This is a genomic window from Streptomyces deserti (assembly GCF_054782695.1).
Genome location: NZ_BAAGRZ010000006.1, coordinates 151648 through 169558 on the forward strand (window position 1 = coordinate 151648; position 17911 = coordinate 169558).

15 protein-coding genes and 1 pseudogene are annotated in these 17911 nt (G+C 73.5%); 15 read left to right on the plus strand and 1 reads right to left on the minus strand.

The window, feature by feature from the left end; translation table 11 throughout:
- The first annotated feature begins 171 nt into the window (after window positions 1-171).
- From ACYVMZ_RS14215 to ACYVMZ_RS14240, 6 genes and pseudogenes are all read left to right on the plus strand, one after another.
- Entirely contained in the window at window positions 172-1062 is an 891-nt protein-coding gene (locus ACYVMZ_RS14215) for an FAD binding domain-containing protein (protein WP_461079342.1), read from the plus strand.
- Window positions 1062-1634 carry a (2Fe-2S)-binding protein gene (locus ACYVMZ_RS14220; protein WP_461079344.1) on the plus strand — a complete coding sequence of 191 codons (573 nt, stop codon included), beginning with the start codon at window positions 1062-1064 and terminating at the stop codon, window positions 1632-1634. The genes ACYVMZ_RS14215 and ACYVMZ_RS14220 overlap by 1 nt, the downstream gene beginning before the upstream one ends.
- A 2-nt stretch (window positions 1635-1636) precedes the next feature.
- Complete coding sequence (locus tag ACYVMZ_RS14225; RefSeq protein WP_461079346.1) at window positions 1637-4024, plus strand: xanthine dehydrogenase family protein molybdopterin-binding subunit; 2388 nt, start codon at window positions 1637-1639, stop codon at window positions 4022-4024.
- Window positions 4025-4296: 272 nt separating this feature from the next.
- Window positions 4297-5754: an NCS2 family permease gene (locus ACYVMZ_RS14230; protein ID WP_461079348.1), complete on the plus strand. Its 1458-nt coding sequence runs from the start codon at window positions 4297-4299 to the stop codon at window positions 5752-5754.
- A 40-nt stretch (window positions 5755-5794) separates the two neighbouring features.
- A complete protein-coding gene (locus ACYVMZ_RS14235) occupies window positions 5795-6946 on the plus strand; it encodes an XdhC family protein (RefSeq protein ID WP_461079350.1) in 1152 nt (383 codons plus the stop codon).
- Between the two features lie 81 nt (window positions 6947-7027).
- Window positions 7028-7665, plus strand: a pseudogene (locus ACYVMZ_RS14240) (LysE family translocator).
- Window positions 7666-7675: 10 nt separating this feature from the next.
- On the opposite strand, the gene ACYVMZ_RS14245 reads toward ACYVMZ_RS14240, so the two are convergent.
- Window positions 7676-8116: an SRPBCC family protein gene (locus ACYVMZ_RS14245; RefSeq protein ID WP_461079352.1), complete on the minus strand. Its 441-nt coding sequence runs from the start codon at window positions 8114-8116 to the stop codon at window positions 7676-7678.
- 124 nt (window positions 8117-8240) lie between these two features.
- Here ACYVMZ_RS14245 and ACYVMZ_RS14250 point away from each other — a divergent pair, with 124 nt between their 5' ends.
- The 9 genes from ACYVMZ_RS14250 (at window position 8241) to rfaE2 (ending at window position 17777) form a co-directional block, all read left to right on the plus strand.
- Window positions 8241-9203, plus strand: a complete 963-nt coding sequence (locus ACYVMZ_RS14250; RefSeq protein WP_461079354.1) for an NAD-dependent epimerase/dehydratase family protein — start codon at window positions 8241-8243, stop codon at window positions 9201-9203.
- Window positions 9204-9352: 149 nt separating this feature from the next.
- Complete coding sequence (locus tag ACYVMZ_RS14255) at window positions 9353-10999, plus strand: carbamoyltransferase family protein (RefSeq protein WP_461079356.1); 1647 nt, start codon at window positions 9353-9355, stop codon at window positions 10997-10999.
- On the plus strand, window positions 10996-12000 hold the full coding sequence (locus tag ACYVMZ_RS14260) for a glycosyltransferase family 2 protein (protein WP_461079358.1): 1005 nt from the start codon (window positions 10996-10998) through the stop codon (window positions 11998-12000). The genes ACYVMZ_RS14255 and ACYVMZ_RS14260 overlap by 4 nt, the downstream gene beginning before the upstream one ends.
- Complete coding sequence (locus tag ACYVMZ_RS14265) at window positions 11997-12596, plus strand: D-glycero-alpha-D-manno-heptose-1,7-bisphosphate 7-phosphatase (protein WP_461079360.1); 600 nt, start codon at window positions 11997-11999, stop codon at window positions 12594-12596. Before ACYVMZ_RS14260 ends, ACYVMZ_RS14265 begins: the two co-directional genes overlap by 4 nt.
- The gene (locus ACYVMZ_RS14270) at window positions 12593-13582 is read left to right on the plus strand and encodes a glycosyltransferase family 9 protein (RefSeq protein WP_461079362.1); all 990 of its coding nucleotides are present in this window, start codon (window positions 12593-12595) and stop codon (window positions 13580-13582) included. The genes ACYVMZ_RS14265 and ACYVMZ_RS14270 overlap by 4 nt, the downstream gene beginning before the upstream one ends.
- Window positions 13579-14529, plus strand: coding sequence for a glycosyltransferase (locus ACYVMZ_RS14275; protein WP_461079364.1), 951 nt, complete (start codon window positions 13579-13581; stop codon window positions 14527-14529). The genes ACYVMZ_RS14270 and ACYVMZ_RS14275 overlap by 4 nt, the downstream gene beginning before the upstream one ends.
- Window positions 14526-15806, plus strand: coding sequence for a glycosyltransferase (locus ACYVMZ_RS14280; protein WP_461079366.1), 1281 nt, complete (start codon window positions 14526-14528; stop codon window positions 15804-15806). Before ACYVMZ_RS14275 ends, ACYVMZ_RS14280 begins: the two co-directional genes overlap by 4 nt.
- Entirely contained in the window at window positions 15806-16405 is a 600-nt protein-coding gene (locus ACYVMZ_RS14285) for a D-sedoheptulose-7-phosphate isomerase (protein ID WP_461079368.1), read from the plus strand. Before ACYVMZ_RS14280 ends, ACYVMZ_RS14285 begins: the two co-directional genes overlap by 1 nt.
- A 1-nt stretch (window position 16406) precedes the next feature.
- The gene (rfaE2, locus tag ACYVMZ_RS14290; protein ID WP_461079370.1) at window positions 16407-17777 is read left to right on the plus strand and encodes a D-glycero-beta-D-manno-heptose 1-phosphate adenylyltransferase; all 1371 of its coding nucleotides are present in this window, start codon (window positions 16407-16409) and stop codon (window positions 17775-17777) included.
- The last annotated feature ends 134 nt before the right edge of the window (window positions 17778-17911 follow it).

The window sequence follows — 17911 nt, forward strand, 5'->3', positions numbered from 1 at the left end:
CGCGCTGGCCAGCCAACTCCTTCATGGTTTCCGTGACTGACCCCGGTGGAGGAGCGCGCTGTGTACTGGCTCTCATCCGAGTGAACAGCACATGAACGAGCCGGGCCCGCCGCACACGGATTGGCTCAATCTGTACGACCCACGAGACGAAGACGAAGAAGAGAGCCGGTCATGGACTTCCTTCGCCCCGCCAGCTGGGAGGAGGCGCTCGCCGCGAAGGCCGAGCACCCCACCGCTGTGCCGATTGCGGGTGGCACCGACGTGATGGTCGAGATCAACTTCGATCACCGCCGGCCCGAGTACCTCATGGACCTGAACCGCATCGGTGACCTCTACGAGTGGGAGGTCGGCGAGGAGAGCGTACGGCTGGGTGCCTCCGTGCCGTACACGAGGATCATGGAGAACCTGCGGGCCGAGCTGCCGGGCCTCGCCCTCGCCTCGCACACGGTCGCCTCCCCGCAGATCCGCAACCGCGGCGGCGTCGGCGGCAACCTCGGCACCGCCTCCCCGGCCGGTGACGCCCACCCCGCCCTCCTCGCGGCCGGCGCCGAGGTCGAGGTGGAGTCGGTGCGCGGGTCGCGGCGTATTCCGATCGACGAGTTCTACACAGGGGTGAAGCGCAACGCGCTCGCCCCGGACGAGCTGATCCGGGCCGTGCACGTGAAGAAGGCCGACGGTCCGCAGCAGTTCTCCAAGGTGGGGACCAGGAACGCGATGGTCATCGCCGTGTGCGCCTTCGGGCTCGCGCTGCACCCGCGGACCCGGACCGTGCGGACCGGGATCGGCTCGGCCGCTCCGACACCCATTCGGGCCAAGGCCGCGGAGGAGTTCCTGAACGCCGCTCTCGAAGAGGGCGGCTTCTGGGACAACGGAAAGATCATCACCCCGTCGGTCGCCAAGCAGTTCGCGGACCTGTGCTCCGCCGCCTGCAACCCGATCGACGACGTCCGGGGTACGGCGAGCTACCGCCGCCACGCGGTCGGCGTCATGGCCCGCCGGACGCTGACCTGGACCTGGGAGTCGTACCGCGGCGCCCGCCGCGCAACGGAGGGAGCTGCGTAATGCGCGTCAACTTCACTGTCAACGGACGTCCGCAGGAAGCCGACGACGTGTGGGAGGGCGAGTCCCTGCTGTACGTGCTGCGCGAGCGGCTCGGCCTGCCGGGCTCGAAGAACGCCTGTGAGCAGGGCGAGTGCGGGTCCTGCACCGTGCGGCTCGACGGCGTGCCCGTGTGTTCGTGTCTGGTCGCCGCCGGGCAGGTCCAGGGGCGCGAGGTCGTCACCGTCGAAGGCCTGGCGGACTACGCCAAGCAGCGGTCCTGCGGGACCGGCGCCTGCGGCACCTCGCTCGACGAGGCCAAGCAGTGGCAGGCCAAGGGCACCGACTCGCAGACCGGCGAGGGCACCGAACTCTCCCCGATCCAGCAGGCGTTCATCGACGCCGGCGCCGTCCAGTGCGGCTTCTGCACGCCCGGGCTGCTGGTCGCCGCCGACGAGATGCTGGAGCGCAACCCGAATCCGACCGACGCGGACATCCGTGAGGCGCTGTCGGGGAACCTGTGCCGCTGCACCGGCTACGAGAAGATCATGGACGCGGTCCGCCTGGCGGCCGCCCGGCAGGGAGAGGCGGTCTGATCATGTCTTCCCCCAGCGGAACCCCCACGAAGATCACCCAGGGCTCGCAGACCAAGGGCGGCATCGGCGAGTCCACGCTCCGCCCGGACGGCACCCTCAAGGTCACCGGCGAGTTCGCGTACTCGTCCGACATGTGGCACGAGGACATGCTCTGGGGCCAGATCCTGCGCTCCACGGTCGCGCACGCCGAGATCGTGTCGATCGACACCGGCGAGGCGCTGGCGATGCCGGGTGTCTACGCCGTGCTGACGTACGACGACCTGCCGACCGACGTGAAGAACTACGGCCTGGAGATCCAGGACACCCCGGTCCTCGCGCACGGCAAGGTACGCCACCACGGCGAGCCGGTCGCGATCGTCGCCGCCGACCATCCGGAGACCGCGCGCCGCGCCGCCGCCAAGATCAAGGTGGAGTACCGCGAACTCCCGGTCATCACGGACGAGGCCTCCGCGCTCGCGCCGGACGCGATCCTCGTCCACGAGAACCGCGACGACCACCACATCGGCCATGTCCCGCACCCGAACATCGTCCACCGCCAGCCGATCGTGCGCGGTGACGTCTCGGCCGCCCGGGAGCGCGCCGACGTCATCGTCGAGGGCGAGTACACCTTCGGCATGCAGGACCAGGCCTTCCTCGGCCCCGAGTCCGGTCTCGCCGTACCGGAGGAGGACGGCGGCGTCCACCTCTACATCGCCACCCAGTGGCTGCACTCCGATCTCAGGCAGATCGCGCCCGTGCTCGGCCTGCCCGAGGACAAGGTGCGCATGACGCTGGCCGGCGTCGGCGGCGCGTTCGGCGGGCGCGAGGACCTGTCGATGCAGATCCACGCCTGTCTGCTCGCCCTGCGGACGGGGAAGCCCGTCAAGATCGTCTACAACCGGTTCGAGTCCTTCTTCGGGCACGTCCACCGCCACCCCGCCAAGCTGTACTACGAGCACGGCGCCACCAAGGACGGCAAGCTGACGCACGTCAAGTGCCGCATCGTCCTGGATGGCGGCGCGTACGCCTCCGCCTCCCCGGCGGTCGTCGGCAACGCCTCCTCGCTCGGCGTCGGCCCGTACGTCGTCGACAACGTCGACATCGAGGCCATCGCCCTCTACACCAACAACCCGCCCTGTGGTGCCATGCGCGGCTTCGGCGCGGTCCAGGCGTGCTTCGCGTACGAGGCGCAGATGGACAAGGTGGCGAAGAAGCTGGGCATGGACCCGGTGGAGTTCCGGCAGCTGAACGCCATGGAGCAGGGCACGCTCATGCCGACCGGGCAGCCGGTCGACTCCCCGGCGCCGGTCGCCGAACTCCTGCGCCGCGTCAAGGCGATGCCGATGCCGCCGGAGCGCCAGTGGGAGAGCAGCGAGGGCGCGGACGTACGGCAGCTGCCCGGCGGTCTGTCCAACACCACGCACGGGGAAGGCGTCGTGCGCGGTGTCGGCTACGCGGTCGGCATCAAGAACGTGGGCTTCTCCGAGGGCTTCGACGACTACTCGACGGCCAAGGTGCGCATGGAGGTCGTCGGCGGGGAGCCCGTCGCGACCGTGCACACCGCCATGGCGGAGGTCGGGCAGGGCGGTGTCACCGTCCACGCGCAGATCGCCCGCACCGAGCTGGGTGTCACGCAGGTGACGATCCACCCGGCGGACACGCAGGTGGGCAGCGCCGGTTCGACGTCGGCGTCCCGGCAGACGTACGTCACCGGTGGTGCCGTGAAGAACGCCTGCGAAATCGTGCGGGAGAAGGTGCTGGAGATCGGGCGCCGCAAGTTCGGCTCCTACCACCCGGCGTGGGCGACGGCCGAGCTGCTGCTGGAGGGCGGCAAGGTCGTCACCGACGGCGGGGAGGTGCTCGCCGACCTGGTGGACGTCCTCGGCGACGAGGCCGTGGAGGTCGAGGAGGAGTGGCGGCACCGGCCGACCGAGCCCTTCGACCTGCGCACCGGGCAGGGCAACGGCCACGTGCAGTACTCCTTCGCCGCGCACCGGGCCGTCGTCGAGGTCGACACCGAGCTCGGCCTGGTCAAGGTCATCGAGCTGGCCTGTGCGCAGGACGTCGGCAAGGCGCTCAACCCGCTGTCCGTCGTCGGCCAGATCCAGGGCGGTACGACCCAGGGCCTGGGCGTGGCGGTCATGGAGGAGATCGTCGTCGACCCGAAGACCGCGAAGGTGAAGAACCCCTCCTTCACGGACTACCTCATCCCCACCATCCTCGACACGCCGACCATCCCGGTCGACGTGCTCGAACTCGCCGACGACCACGCCCCGTACGGGCTGCGCGGCATCGGCGAGGCCCCGACCCTGTCGTCGACCCCGGCCGTCCTCGCGGCGATCCGGAACGCGACCGGGCTGGAGCTCAACCGGACCCCGGTACGGCCCGAGCACCTCACGGGAACCGCGTAACGCAAGGCTCTCCGGGCGGCGCAGGGAACGTCACACACTCCGCCGCGCCGCCCGGAGCATCCCCGCGGACCGCCGCACCGCTCGCGGCGGTCGGGGAACCAGCGAGAACCAGCAAGTGCCAGTTGAAGGAACCCTGTTCGTTCGTCTCGGGCCGTCCCCCGGGTCGTGCGGCCGAAGCACCTTCCCAAATCCCGCAGCGGCTTCACAGCGGTGAGCAGCCGTCAGAGCGGTTTCGATGCGGGTGCCCCTATGAACCTTGGGAGTAGGCCCACATGACCCAGCAGTCACTGGAGCCGAAGACCGTCGCGGAGGACGCGGGCGAAGGCACCCGCGTTCCGGCCGGACGCTCTTGGCTCGACCGGTACTTCCACATATCCCACAGAGGCTCCACGGTCGCGCGTGAGGTGCGCGGCGGCGTCACCACCTTCATGGCGATGGCGTACATCCTCCTCCTCAACCCCCTGATCCTGTCCGGCAAGGACGCGGCGGGGGCCACGCTCGGCCAGCAGGCCCTGATCACCGCGACCGCGTTCGCGGCGGCCCTCACCACGCTGCTGATGGGTTTCGTCGGCAAGGTGCCCCTCGCCCTCGCCGCGGGCCTCTCCGTCTCCGGAGTCCTCGCCTCCCAGGTCGCGCCCCAGATGACCTGGCCGCAGGCCATGGGCATGTGCGTGATGTACGGCGTGGTCATCATGCTGCTGGTCGTCACCGGCCTGCGCGAGCTGATCATGAACGCGATCCCGCTCGCGCTCAAGCACGCGATCACCATGGGCATCGGCCTGTTCATCGCCCTCATCGGCTTCTACAAGGCCGGCTTCGTGCACCAGGGCGAGGCGACCCCGGTCACCCTCGGCCCGGCGGGCGAACTGTCCGGCTGGCCGGTCCTGCTCTTCGCCGCGACCCTGCTGGCGATCTTCATGCTCCAGGCGCGCGGCATCCCCGGCGCGATCCTGATCGGCATCGTCGGCGGCACCGTACTCGCCGTGCTCCTCAACGGTTTCGGGGTCATCGACCCCAAGCAGTGGGCCAGCGGAGCCCCCGAACTGCACGGCAGCGCCGTCTCCATGCCCGACTTCTCGATCTTCGGCAACGTCGAGTTCGGCGGCTGGGGAGAGGTCGGCGCGATGACGGTCGGCATGATCGTGTTCACGCTCGTCCTGGCCGGTTTCTTCGACGCGATGGCCACCATCATCGGCGTCGGCACCGAGGCGAAGCTCGCCGACGACAAGGGCCGGATGCCGGGCCTGTCCAAGGCGCTGTTCATCGACGGCGCGGGCGGCGCGATCGGCGGTGTCTCGGGCGCCTCCGGCCAGACGGTCTTCGTCGAGTCGGCGACCGGCGTCGGCGAAGGCGCCCGTACGGGCCTGTCCTCCGTCGTCACCGGCCTGTTCTTCGCGGCCTGCCTGTTCTTCACCCCGCTGACGGCGATCGTGCCGGGCGAGGTCGCCGCCGCGGCCCTGGTCGTCATCGGCGCCATGATGATGATGAACGCCCGGCACGTGGACTGGGCCGACCGTGCCACCGCGATCCCGGTCTTCCTGACCGTCGTCATCATGCCGTTCACGTACTCCATCACCGCGGGCGTCGCCGCCGGAGTCGTCTCCTACGTCGCCATCAAGACCGCCCAGGGCAAGGCACGGGAGATCGGCGTCTTCATGTGGGCGCTGACGGTGATCTTCCTGGTGTTCTTCGCCCTCGACCCGATCGAGAGCTGGCTGGGCGTGCACTGACGCCCGCCGCCGGACCGCTGCCTTAAGGAGACCGAGACAGATGCTGGACATCGCCGAGGAGCTGAACCGGTGGGTCGAGCAGGGCCGTGACTTCGCCGTGGCCACCGTGGTGGCGGTCGGCGGCAGCGCGCCCCGCCAGCCCGGCGCCGCGCTCGCGGTGGACGCCGACGGCACGGCGATCGGCTCGGTCTCCGGCGGCTGCGTGGAGGGCGCCGTGTACGAGCTGTGTCAACAGGCGCTGCAGGACGGCGACACCGTCCTGGAGCGCTTCGGCTACAGCGACGAGGACGCCTTCGCCGTGGGCCTGACCTGCGGCGGCGTCATCGACATCCTCGTCACACCGGTGCGGGCGGACGACCCCGCCCGCCCGGTGGTCGCGGCCGCGCTCGCCGCCGCGGCGCGTGGTGAGGCGGCGGCGGTGGCGCGGATCGTGAAGGGCCCGGCGGAGGTGTTGGGCCGCGCCCTCGTCGTACGTCCCGGTGGCTCGTACGGTGGCGGCTTCGGCGCGCATCCCGAGCTGGACCGGACGGTCGCGGCGGAGGCGGGCGCCTTTCTGGACGCCGGCCGCACCGGCACGCTGGAGATCGGAGAGCAGGGCTCACGCTGCGGAGCACCGCTCACGGTCCTGGTGGAATCGTCGGTTCCACCGCCCCGGATGATCGTCTTCGGTGCGATCGACTTCGCGTCGGCGCTGGTCCGCGTCGGCAAGTTCCTCGGTTACCACGTCACGGTGTGCGACGCCCGCCCGGTGTTCGCGACGCCGGCCCGCTTCCCGGAGGCCGACGAGATCGTCGTCGAGTGGCCCCACGAGTACCTGCAGCGGACCTCCGTGGACGCCCGCACGGTGCTGTGCGTCCTGACCCACGACGCCAAGTTCGACGTACCCCTGCTCAAGCTGGCCCTGCGGCTCCCGGTCGCCTACGTCGGGGCGATGGGCTCCCGCCGCACCCACCTGGACCGCAACAGGCGCCTGCGCGAGGTCGGGGTGACCGACTTGGAGCTGGCGCGCCTGAAGTCGCCCATCGGCCTGGACCTCGGCGCCCGTACGCCGGAGGAGACGGCCCTGTCGATCGCGGCCCAGATCGTCGCCGAGCGGCGGGGCGGCAGCGGGGTGTCGCTGACCGGGGCGCACATCCCGATCCACCACGACACGGCGTCGGCGCCGGCGGGGCGGATCGGGTCGGTGGCCTGAGCGCACGTGTTACGCGCACGCCACCGCGTCAGCCCGAAAAGAGGTTGCCGGCCGCGACGGAGCCCGTGCTTGCATGGGCCCATGGTGTCGACCGACCGTCTGCTCGCCTTCGCGGCCATGTCCTTCCTGCTGATCGTGGTCCCCGGCCCCAGTGTGCTGTTCGTGATCGGACGGGCGCTGGCGCACGGCCGCCGGGCCGCGTTGACCACCGTGGTGGGGAACACGCTCGGTGCCTACCTGCTCGTCGTGGCCGTGGCGCTCGGGATCGGGGCGGTCGTGGAGCGCTCGGTCCTGGCTTTCACCGTGCTGAAACTCGCCGGCGCCGCCTACCTGGTGTACCTCGGCGTCAAGGCGTGGCGGCAGCGCGGCTCACTGCGCGAGGCGTTCACCGAGGACAGCGGTGAGCACGGCACGCTGCGCACCCTGTGGGAGGGGTTCGCGGTCGGGGTGGCCAACCCGAAGACGATCGTGTTCTTCGCCGCCGTACTGCCGCAGTTCGTCGACCGGGACGGGGGCATGTCACGCTCCAGATGCTGCTGCTCGGCCTGGTCTTCAACGCCATCGCGGTGGCCTGCGACAGCGTGTGGGGGCTGGCCGCGGCCACCGCACGGAGCTGGTTCGCGCGCTCCCCGCGGCGGCTCTCCGCCGTCGGCGGGATCGGCGGACTCGCCATGATCGGCCTGGGCGTGACCGTGGCCACGACCGGCCGCAAGGAGTGACGCCGAGCCGTCACGGCCGCCGCAACAGCCTGTTCACGGCGCGCGCGAACACCGCTCGGGCCGTCGCCCTGAGCAGCCCGTCGAAGAGGGCGGGCAGGAAGCGGACCCGGAGTTCCTCCCGCCAGACGACCCGCGCACGACCCCCGGGCCCCGGCCGTACCTCGATCTCCGCCCAGCCCAGGACCACCCGGCCGCGTTTCTCCAGCCGGCACAGGCCCGGTGTGTCCTCGGCCGGCGGCTGCCAGACGGTGACCTCCATCCGGTCGTCGAAGGAGAGCGGGCCGAGCCCGGAGCGGGCCACGAAGACCGTGCCCTCGCCCGTGGGCGCGGGCGTGACCACCGTGACCCGGGTCAGCGGAACGACCTCGCCGTGCCGGGGCCACTCCGTGAGCCGGCGCCACGCCTCGTCGAGGGGGAGGGGCGCCGTGCGTTCGAGGAGGATGTCGACCACGCCCCGATCGTAGGGAGTCCGCCGTGCGGTCGCGTGCCCGGGCGCAGGTGTGCCCGGGCATGTGGGAGCCCGGCACCGGGTTACTCGCGCCGACGCAAGTGATGGCGAGAGTGAGGAGAGTCCCGTGAGCGGACGCGCCTGGCGCCGGGCCCTGGTGACCGGCGGAGCCGGATTCGTGGGATCGCATCTGTGCGCACGGCTGCTCGACGCCGGTGCGGACGTCGTGTGCCTGGACAACCTGGCCACCGGCTCCCGGGTCAACGTGGCCGACCTGGAGCAGCGGCGCGGCTTCCGCTTCGTGCGCGGCGACGCCACCGACCCGGCGGCCTGGCAGGCGCTGCCGGACCCCTTCGACCTGGTGCTGCACTTCGCCTGCCCCGCCTCGCCCGCCGACTATCTCCGGCTGCCCCTGGAGACCCTCGACGTCGGCAGCAGCGGCACCCGGCTCGCACTGGAGCGGGCCCGCGCCGACGGTGCCCGCTTCGTCCTCGCCTCCACCTCCGAGGTGTACGGCGACCCGCTGGAGCACCCGCAGCGCGAGAGCTACTGGGGCAACGTCAACCCGATCGGCCCGCGCAGCGTCTACGACGAGTCCAAGCGCTTCGCCGAGGCCCTGGTCACCGCCCACCGTCAGGCGCACGGCACCGACACCGCCATCGTCCGCATCTTCAACACCTACGGCCCCCGCATGCGCACCGGCGACGGCCGCGCCGTGCCCACCTTCATCGCGCAGGCCCTGGACGGCATGCCCCTCACGGTCGCCGGCGACGGCGGCCAGACCCGTTCGCTGTGCTACGTCGACGACACCGTCGACGGGGTGCTGGCCCTGGCCGCCTCGGACGAGACCGGGCCCGTCAACATCGGCGGCAGCGAGGAGATCACCATGCTGGAGCTGGCCCGGCGGATCGTGGAGATCACCGGGTCCGCCTCCCGGATCCGGTCCGTGGACCGGCCCGTCGACGACCCCGCCCGGCGCCGCCCCGACACCCGGCTGGCCCGGGAGCGGCTCGGCTGGCAGCCCCGGGTCGGATGGACCGAGGGCCTGCGGCGGACCGTTGGCTGGTTCTCGCGCTCCGTCGCCGCCTGAACCGGTCACGGAACGGTCGACAGACGTCCACATAGAGTGACAAATCCGCGCGCTTCGCGGTGAGTTGTCTCCAAGTGTTTGAGACAGCTGCGGTGCGGCACCCGGGACGCCTGTAGCCCCTCACGAGGCCCGGATGGAGCACAAGCCTCATGCGCATCCTTGGTATCAACGCCCTGTTCCACGATCCCGCCGCCGCTCTCGTCGTCGACGGCCGGACGGTGGCGGCGGCCGAGGAAGAGCGTTTCAGCCGACGTAAACACGGCAAGCGCCCCGTGCCGTTCTCCGCGTGGGAGCTGCCCGAGCAGTCGGCCCGCTGGTGCCTGGAGTACGCCGGCGTACGGCCCGAGGAGCTGGACGCCGTCACCTACTCCTTCGACCCGAAGCTCGCCCGGCCCGCCCGCGACATGGGCCTGAACGACCCCTGGGACCCGCTGCGGCTGGAGTACGCCCGCCGCGCCCCCGAGTTCCTCGCCGAGGCCCTGCCCGGCCTCGACCCCGAGCAGGTCGTCTTCGTACCGCACCACGTCGCCCACGCCGCCTCCGCCGGGCCCGCCTCCCCACACCCCGACAGCGCCGTCCTGGTCCTCGACGGCCGCGGCGAGGCCGCCTCCCACCTGGCCGGCCGCTACCGCGACGGCAAGCTCGACACCCTCGCCACGCAGGCGCTGCCCGACTCCCTCGGCCTGGTCTACGAGGACCTGACCGAGCACCTCGGCTTCCTGCGCAGCAGCGACGAGTACAAGGTGATGGCCCTCGCCTCCTACGGCACCCCGCGCTTCCTGCCCCGGCTGCGCCAGTACATCCACCCCACCGGCCACGGCGGCTTCCGCGCCCACGGCGTCGACTGGGCCGCCTTCGCCCCACCCCGCGCCAAGGGCGAGCCGTGGACCCAGGACCACGCCGACCTGGCCGCCAGCACGCAGGCCGTGCTGGAGGAGGTGCTGCTGGAGCTCGTCCACTGGCTGCACCGGGAGGCGGGCGGCGAGGCCCTCACCATGGCCGGCGGTGTCGCCCTCAACTGCGTCGCCAACTCCAAGATCGCCGCCCGGGGCCCGTACCGGCACGTGTGGGTGCAGCCCGCCGCCGGGGACGCGGGCACCGCGCTCGGCGGGGCCCTGCACCTCTCGGAGAACCCGCAGGCGATCCCCGGTGCCGACCTCGGCCGCGGCTGGAGCGACGACGAACTGCGCGCCCGGCTCGACGAGGCCGCGATCCCGTACGAGAAGCCGGACGACATCGCCGAGACCGTCGCCGAGGTACTGGCACAGGACGGCGTCGTCGCCTGGTTCCAGGGCCGCAGCGAGTACGGGCCGCGCGCCCTCGGGCACCGCTCCCTGCTCGCCCACCCGGGCCGCGCCGAGAACCTGGAGCGGCTCAACCACGTCAAGGGCCGTGAGGAGTTCCGGCCCGTCGCCCCGATGGTGCTCGCCGACCGGGCCGCCGAGATCTTCTCCGGCGGGCCGATCCCGAGCCCGTACATGCTCTTCGTCCACGACGTCGCCCAGGAGTGGCGGGACCGTGTCCCGGCGGTCGTGCACGTCGACGGCACCGCCCGCATCCAGACCGTCGAGGAGCGCCACGAACCGCTGGTGGCCCGCATGCTGCGCGCCTTCGAGCGGCGCACCGGACTGCCCGTCGTGGTCAACACCAGCCTCAACACCGCCGGACGGCCCATGGTCGACGACCCGCGCGACGCGCTGGAGTGCTTCGGCTCCGCGCCCGTGGACCTGCTGGCGATCGGGCCGTACGCGGTGCGCCGGGGGCGGGTTTTCGCAGGGGAGAGGGCATCCGCATGACCTCGTACGCCGTCGTGATCCCCACCCTCGCCCGGGACACCCTCGCCGACTGCCTGGCCGCGCTCGCCGCCGCGACCGGGCCGCGCCCCGAGCAGATCGTCCTCGTCGACGACCGGCCCGACCCCGAGGCCGAGCCCGGCGCGCTGGAGCACCCGCTGAGCGTGCTCGGCGACCTGCGCGAGCGGACGACCGTGGTGGGCAGCGGGGGCCGCGGGCCCGCCGCCGCCCGCAACACCGGGCTGCGCAGGGTCAGCGCGCCCTGGGTGGCCTTCCTCGACGACGACGTCCAGGTCGGTCCCCACTGGTGCGACCAGCTCGCCGAGGACCTCACCGAGGCGTCCCCCGACACCGCCGGCGTCCAGGGCGTCATCACCGTCCCGCTGCCCGGCGAGCACCGCCCCACCGACTGGGAACGCGGCACCGCCTCGCTCGCCCGGGCCCGCTGGATCACCGCCGACATGGCCTACCGCACGGAGGCCCTGAAGCAGGTCGGCGGCTTCGACGAACGCTTCCGGCGCGCCTTCCGCGAGGACGCCGACCTCGCGCTGCGCGTCCTCGACGCGGGCTGGCGCATCCGGCAGGGCCGGCGCACCACCCGGCATCCCGTGCGGCCCGCCTCCCGCTGGGTGTCCCTCAAGCAGCAGCGCGGCAACGCCGACGACGCGCTCATGCGGCGGCTGCACGGCCCCGACTGGTGGGACAAGGCGGTCGCGCCGCGCGGCCGGATCCGCGGACATGCCGCGATCACGGCCGCAGGTGTCGCCGCGTGTGCCCTCGCCGCCGCCGAGCAGCGCCGGGCGGCGGCCGTCTGCGGGCTCGTCTGGGCCGCCGGGACGGGCGAGTTCGCCTGGGCGCGGATCGCCCCCGGCCCGCGCACCCGCCACGAGGTGACGACCATGATCGCGACCAGCGTGCTCATCCCGCCCGCCGCGACCTGGCACCGGCTGGCCGGCACCTGGCGCCACCGCCATGCCCCCGCCTGGCAGGAGGTGAGCCGATGAGCCCGGTGAAGGCCGTGCTGTTCGACCGCGACGGCACCCTCGTGCACGACGTCCCCTACAACGCGGACCCCGACCGCGTCCGCCCCGTCGAGGGCGCCCGTGAGGCGGTCGGGATGCTGCGCGAGCACGGCATCCGCACCGGTGTCGTCACCAACCAGTCCGGCGTGGCGCGCGGTCTGCTCACCGACGCCGACGTGCGCCGCGTCAACCACCGCGTCGACGAACTCCTCGGCCCCTTCGACGTGTTCGCGATCTGCCCGCACGGCCCCGACGACGGCTGCCACTGCCGCAAACCCCAGCCCGGCATGGTGCTGTGGGCGGCCGGGCGGATCTGCACCCACCCCGCCGACGTCGTCGTGATCGGCGACATCGGTGCCGACGTCGAGGCCGCCCGCCGGGCCGGCGCCCACGGCATCCTCGTGCCGAACGACAAGACCCGTCCCGAGGAGACGGCGAGCGCCGACCACGTGGCGCCGAACCTGCTGACCGCCGTCCGCGCCGTGCTGAACGGACCGCCCAAGGGCCGCGTCCTGGCCGACGAACGCCCCATCCAGCAGGCGTACACGGAGCACCCCGGGCAGGGGAGGCGCGCGTGAGGGCCCTGGTCACCCGTCTCGACAGCTTCGGCGACGTGCTGCTCGCCGGACCCGCGATCCGCGCCGTCGCCGCCCGGGCCGACACCGTCACCCTGCTGTGCGGGCCACGCGGCGCGCCCGCCGCCCGCCTGCTGCCGGGCGTGGACGACATCCTGGTCTGGGACGCCCCGTGGGCCGGATTCCAGCCGCCGCCGGTCGACCGCGCGGAGGTCGAGGACCTGATCGGGACGATCGACGCCGACAGAGCGCTGGTCCTGACCTCCTTCCACCAGTCCCCGCTGCCCACCGCCCTGCTGCTGCGCCTGGCCGGGGTCGGCTTCATCGCCGCGGACAGCGAGGACTACCCCGGCTCCCTGCTGGACGTACGCCACCACCGCGCCCCGCACGCCCACGAGGCGGAGGCCGCGCTCGACCTCGCCGAGGCGGCCGGGTTCCCGGCACCCGACGACGGACGGCTGCGGGTGCTGCCCCCGCCGGACACGGGCGCGCTCACCGGTGACGGGCCGTACGTCGTGCTGCACCCCGGCGCCAGCGTCCCCGCCCGCGCCTGGAGCCCCGAGCGCTGCGCGGCCGCCGCCCGCGAACTGGCCGGCGCCGGGCACCGGGTGGTGGTCACCGGCGGCGCGGGCGAGCGGGTGCTGACCTCGTACGTCGCCGGAGCACACGCCCTCGATCTCGGCGGCCGGACCGGCGCCGCGGAACTGGCGGGCGTCCTCGCCGGGGCCGCCGCCGTCGTCACCGGCAACACCGGACCGGCCCACCTCGCCGCCGCCGTCGGCACCCCGGTCGTGTCCCTGTTCGCGCCGGTCGTCCCGGCCGAGCGCTGGCGGCCGTACGGCGTGCCGTACGTGCTGCTCGGCGACCAGAACGCGCCGTGCGCGGGCAGCCGGGCCCGCACCTGTCCCGTCCCGGGCCATCCGTGCCTGGACACCGTCACCGCGCACGACGTCGTCGCCGCCGTCGAGAAGCTCGTGGGGGAGGCATGAGGATCCTGCTCTGGCACGTGCACGGGTCGTGGACCACGGCCTTCGTGCAGGGGCCGCACACCTGCGTCGTCCCCGTCACCCCGGACCGCGGTCCCGACGGCCTCGGCAGGGCCCGTACGTTCGACTGGCCCGAGACGGTCGTCGAAGTGCCGCCGGAGCGGCTGGGGGACGAGGAGATCGACGTCGTCGTGCTGCAACGCCCGCACGAACTCGCCCTCGTCGACGAGTGGCTGGGGCGCCGCCCGCCGCTGGTGTACCTGGAGCACAACGCCCCGCACGGTGACGTGCCCGACACCCGCCACCCCGCCGCCGGCATCCCGGGCGTCACCCTCGTCCACGTCACGCACTTCAACCGGCTGATGTGGGACGCCGGTCCGACGCCCACCGCCGTCATCGAGCACGGCATCGTCGACCCCGGACCCCTGTGGACCGGCGAGCTGCCCCGCGCGGCCGTGGTCGTCAACGAGCCGGTGCGGCGCGGCCGTACCACCGGCACCGACCTGCTGCCGGCCTTCGCCGACGCGGCCCCCCTCGACGTCTTCGGCATGCGCACCGAAGGCGTGGCCGACCACCTCGGCCTCCCGGCCGACCGCTGCCGGTCGCACGACCTGGTGCAGCGCGAGCTGCACACCGCGATGGCACGGCGGCGCGTCTACGTCCACCCCGTCCGCTGGACCTCCCTCGGACTGTCCCTGCTGGAGGCGATGCACCTCGGCATGCCCGTCGTCGCGCTCGCCACCACCGAGGTCACCGAGGCCGTACCGCCCGGCGCCGGAGTGGTCTCCAACCGGATCGACGTGCTGACCGATGCCGTACGGGACTTCGTCGCCGACCCGCTGCACGCCCGCACGATCGGCGAGGGGGCACGTGCGGCGGCGCTCGCCCGCTACGGGCTGGCCCGCTTCCTGGACGACTGGGAGCGGCTCCTGAAGGAGGTGACCCGATGAGGATCGCCATGGTGTCCGAGCACGCGAGCCCGCTCGCCGCGCTCGGCGGCGTCGACGCCGGCGGGCAGAACGTGTATGTGGCACGCCTCACCGAGGAGTTGGCCGAACGCGGCCACGACGTCACGGTCTACACCCGCCGCGACTCCACCGACCTGCCCGACCGTGTGCCCCTGCCCGGCGGCGCCGTCGTCGAGCACGTGCCGAGCGGGCCGCCCCGACCCGTCCCCAAGGACGACCTGTTCCCCTACATGCCCGGCTTCGGCGCCTACTTGGCACGCGCCTGGAGCCGCTGGCGGCCCGACGTCGTGCACGCCCACTTCTGGATGTCCGGCATGGCCGCCCAGATCGGCGCGCACCCGCACGGCATCCCGGTCGTGCAGACCTTCCACGCCCTGGGCACCGTCAAGCGGCGCCACCAGGGCTGGCGGGACACCAGCCCGCACGAACGCGTCGGCATCGAGCGGCAGATCGGCCGCACCTGCGCACGCGTCCTGGCGACCTGCACCGACGAGGTGCACGAACTCGCCGAGATGGGCGTGCCCGCGCGCCAGGTGTCCGTGGTGCCGTGCGGAGTGGACGCCGAGCAGTTCCACCCCGGGGCGGACGGCCCCTCCGTGCCCGTACGGCGGGAGCGGCACCGACTGCTCGCCTGCGGCCGGCTCGTCCCCCGCAAGGGCTTCGACCAGGCCATCCGCGCGCTGGCCCAGGTGCCCGGCACCGAACTCCTCGTCGCGGGCGGCCCGCCCGCCGGCCATGTCGACGACGATCCCGAGGCCCAGCGGCTGCGGCGCCTCGCGCAGCGCACCGGCGTCGCCGACCGGGTCCGGCTGCTCGGCGCCGTCGACCCCCACGACATGCCCGCCCTGATCCGCAGCGCGGACCTCGTGCTGTGCACCCCGCTGTACGAGCCGTTCGGCATTGTGCCGCTGGAGGCGATGGCGTGCGGCGTGCCCATCGTCGCCACCGACGTGGGCGGTCACCGCGACACCGTCGCCGACGGCACCACGGGCCGGCTCGTCCCGCCGCAGGACCCCGAGGCGGTCGCCACCGCCGTACGCGAACTCCTCGACGAGGACCGGCTGCGGCGCGGCTACGGCGACGCCGGACGCGAACGCGTCCTCGCCCACTACACCTGGCGGCGCGTCGCGGACGGCGCGCAGCAGGTCTACCGCCAGGTCCTCGCCGGACACGAAGCCCGACACCAAGCCGCCGGACACCAAGCCGGACACCAAGCCGCTCACGCTGCCGGTCACGTACTGCCGAAGGAGGTGGCGTGATGACCGTCCACCCGCCCGTCACCGGGCACTGCGACGAACTCCAGGACGCGCTGACCGCGTTCCGCGCCTCGGCGCACGTCACCGAACGGTGGGGCGAGCGGCTGGCGGACGTGCTCACCGGCGGCGGCCGGCTGCTGGCCGCGGGCAACGGCGGCAGCGCCGCCCAGGCCCAGCACCTGACCGCCGAACTCGTCGGCCGCTACCGCGACGACCGGCCGCCGTTCTCCGCGATCGCCCTGCACGCCGACACCTCCTCCACCACCGCCATCGCCAACGACTACGGCGTCGACGAGGTGTTCGCCCGCCAGGTCCGCGCCCACGGCCGCCCCGGCGACGTCCTGATGCTGCTGTCCACGTCCGGCGCCAGCGCCAACCTGCTGTCCGCCGCCGACGCGGCCCGCGCGGCCGGGCTGCGCGTGTGGGCCCTGACCGGGCCCGCGCCCAACCCGCTGATGGCGGGCGGCGACGAGTCCCTGTGCGTCGAGGCGCCGACGGCGGCGACCGTGCAGGAACTGCACCTGGTGGCGGTGCACATGGTGTGCGCGGCGTTCGACGCGGCACTGGAGAGCGGGGCCGCGCGACGCGACGGCAGGAGGTGACATGAACGGCAAGGCACCCCTGGTCGTGGTCGGTGACGCCCTGCTGGACCGCGACCTGACCGGCCGCGCCGAACGGCTCGCGCCCGACGCGCCCGTGCCGGTCGTCGACGACCTCGGAGAACGCACCCGGCCCGGTGGCGCCGCGCTCGCCGCGTACCTCGCGGCCCGCGACGGCCGCGACGTCACACTGGTCGCCGGGGTCGGCGACGACCCGGCCAGCCGCGAGCTGCGGCGACTGCTGGAACCCTGGCTGAGGCTGGTCCCGCTCCCGCTGACCGGACCGCTGCCGGAGAAGACCCGCGTGCTGGCGCAGGACGCGCCCGTCGTCCGTCTGGACCGGGGCGACGGCCGCGTCCGCGAGGCGACCGACGAGGCCCGCGAGGCCGTCCGTTCGGCATCCGCCGTCCTGGTCTCCGACTACGGCCGCGGCACCGCGGACGCCCTGCGGGACGTGCTGGCCGCTCGCCCGCCCCTGGTGTGGGACCCGCACCCGCGCGGCGGCCCGCCCGTGCCCGGCACCCGGCTGGTCACGCCGGCGGAGAAGGAGGCGCACGCGTCGGCCCCCCAGGACGGCGCCCCACGACGCGGCCTGCACGCCGCCGCCCACAGCGCCGCCGCGCTCGTACGGCAGTGGCGGACCGCCGCCGTCGCGGTCACCCTCGGCGCCCGCGGCGCCCTGCTGTCGTACGGGGAGCACCCACTGCTCGTGCCCGCTCCCTCGGCCCACCACGGCGACAGCTGCGGGGCCGGGGACCGGTTCGCCGCCACGGCCGCCGGGCTGCTCGCCGACGGCGCGCTCGTCGGCGAGGCCGTCGAGGGCGCCGTCGCCGCCGCGACCGGCTTCGTCGGCGCGGGCGGAGCGGGCGCCCTGCCCCGCCCGGACGCCGGCCCGGAACCCCTGCCCTTGCCCGACGGCGACGACCCGTTCGACCTCGCCGCCCGCGTCCGCGCCGCCCACGGCACCGTCGTCGCGGCGGGCGGCTGCTTCGACCTCCTGCACGCCGGACACGTCGGCCTGCTCCAGGCCGCCCGGCGGCTCGGCGACTGCCTGGTGGTCTGCGTCAACTCGGACGCGTCGGTACGGCGCCGCAAGGGCGCCGGCCGCCCGGTCACCCCGCTCGCCGACCGCGTCCGCGTGCTGCGCGCCCTGGCCTGCGTCGACGCGGTCGCCGTCTTCGACGAGGACACACCCGAACACCTCCTCGCCGACCTGCGCCCCGACGTCTGGGTCAAGGGCGGCGACTACGCCGCCGCCGACCTCCCCGAGGCCGAGCTCCTGAAGGAGTGGGGCGGCCAGGCGGTCCTCCTGCCGTACCTCGACGGCCGCTCGTCGACAGCGCTGATGGAGCGGGCGGCGGAGGGGGTGCGGTGAGGGCCGGGACGGTCGGGACCGTGCCGCCCCGGGGCCCGGCAGGGCCCGCGAGGGCGGGGGATGGATACCTCATGACCGCCCCGCGACAGCGGAGGGTCCGCACCCCGTGACCCGGCCCGCCGCGGCGAAGGCGT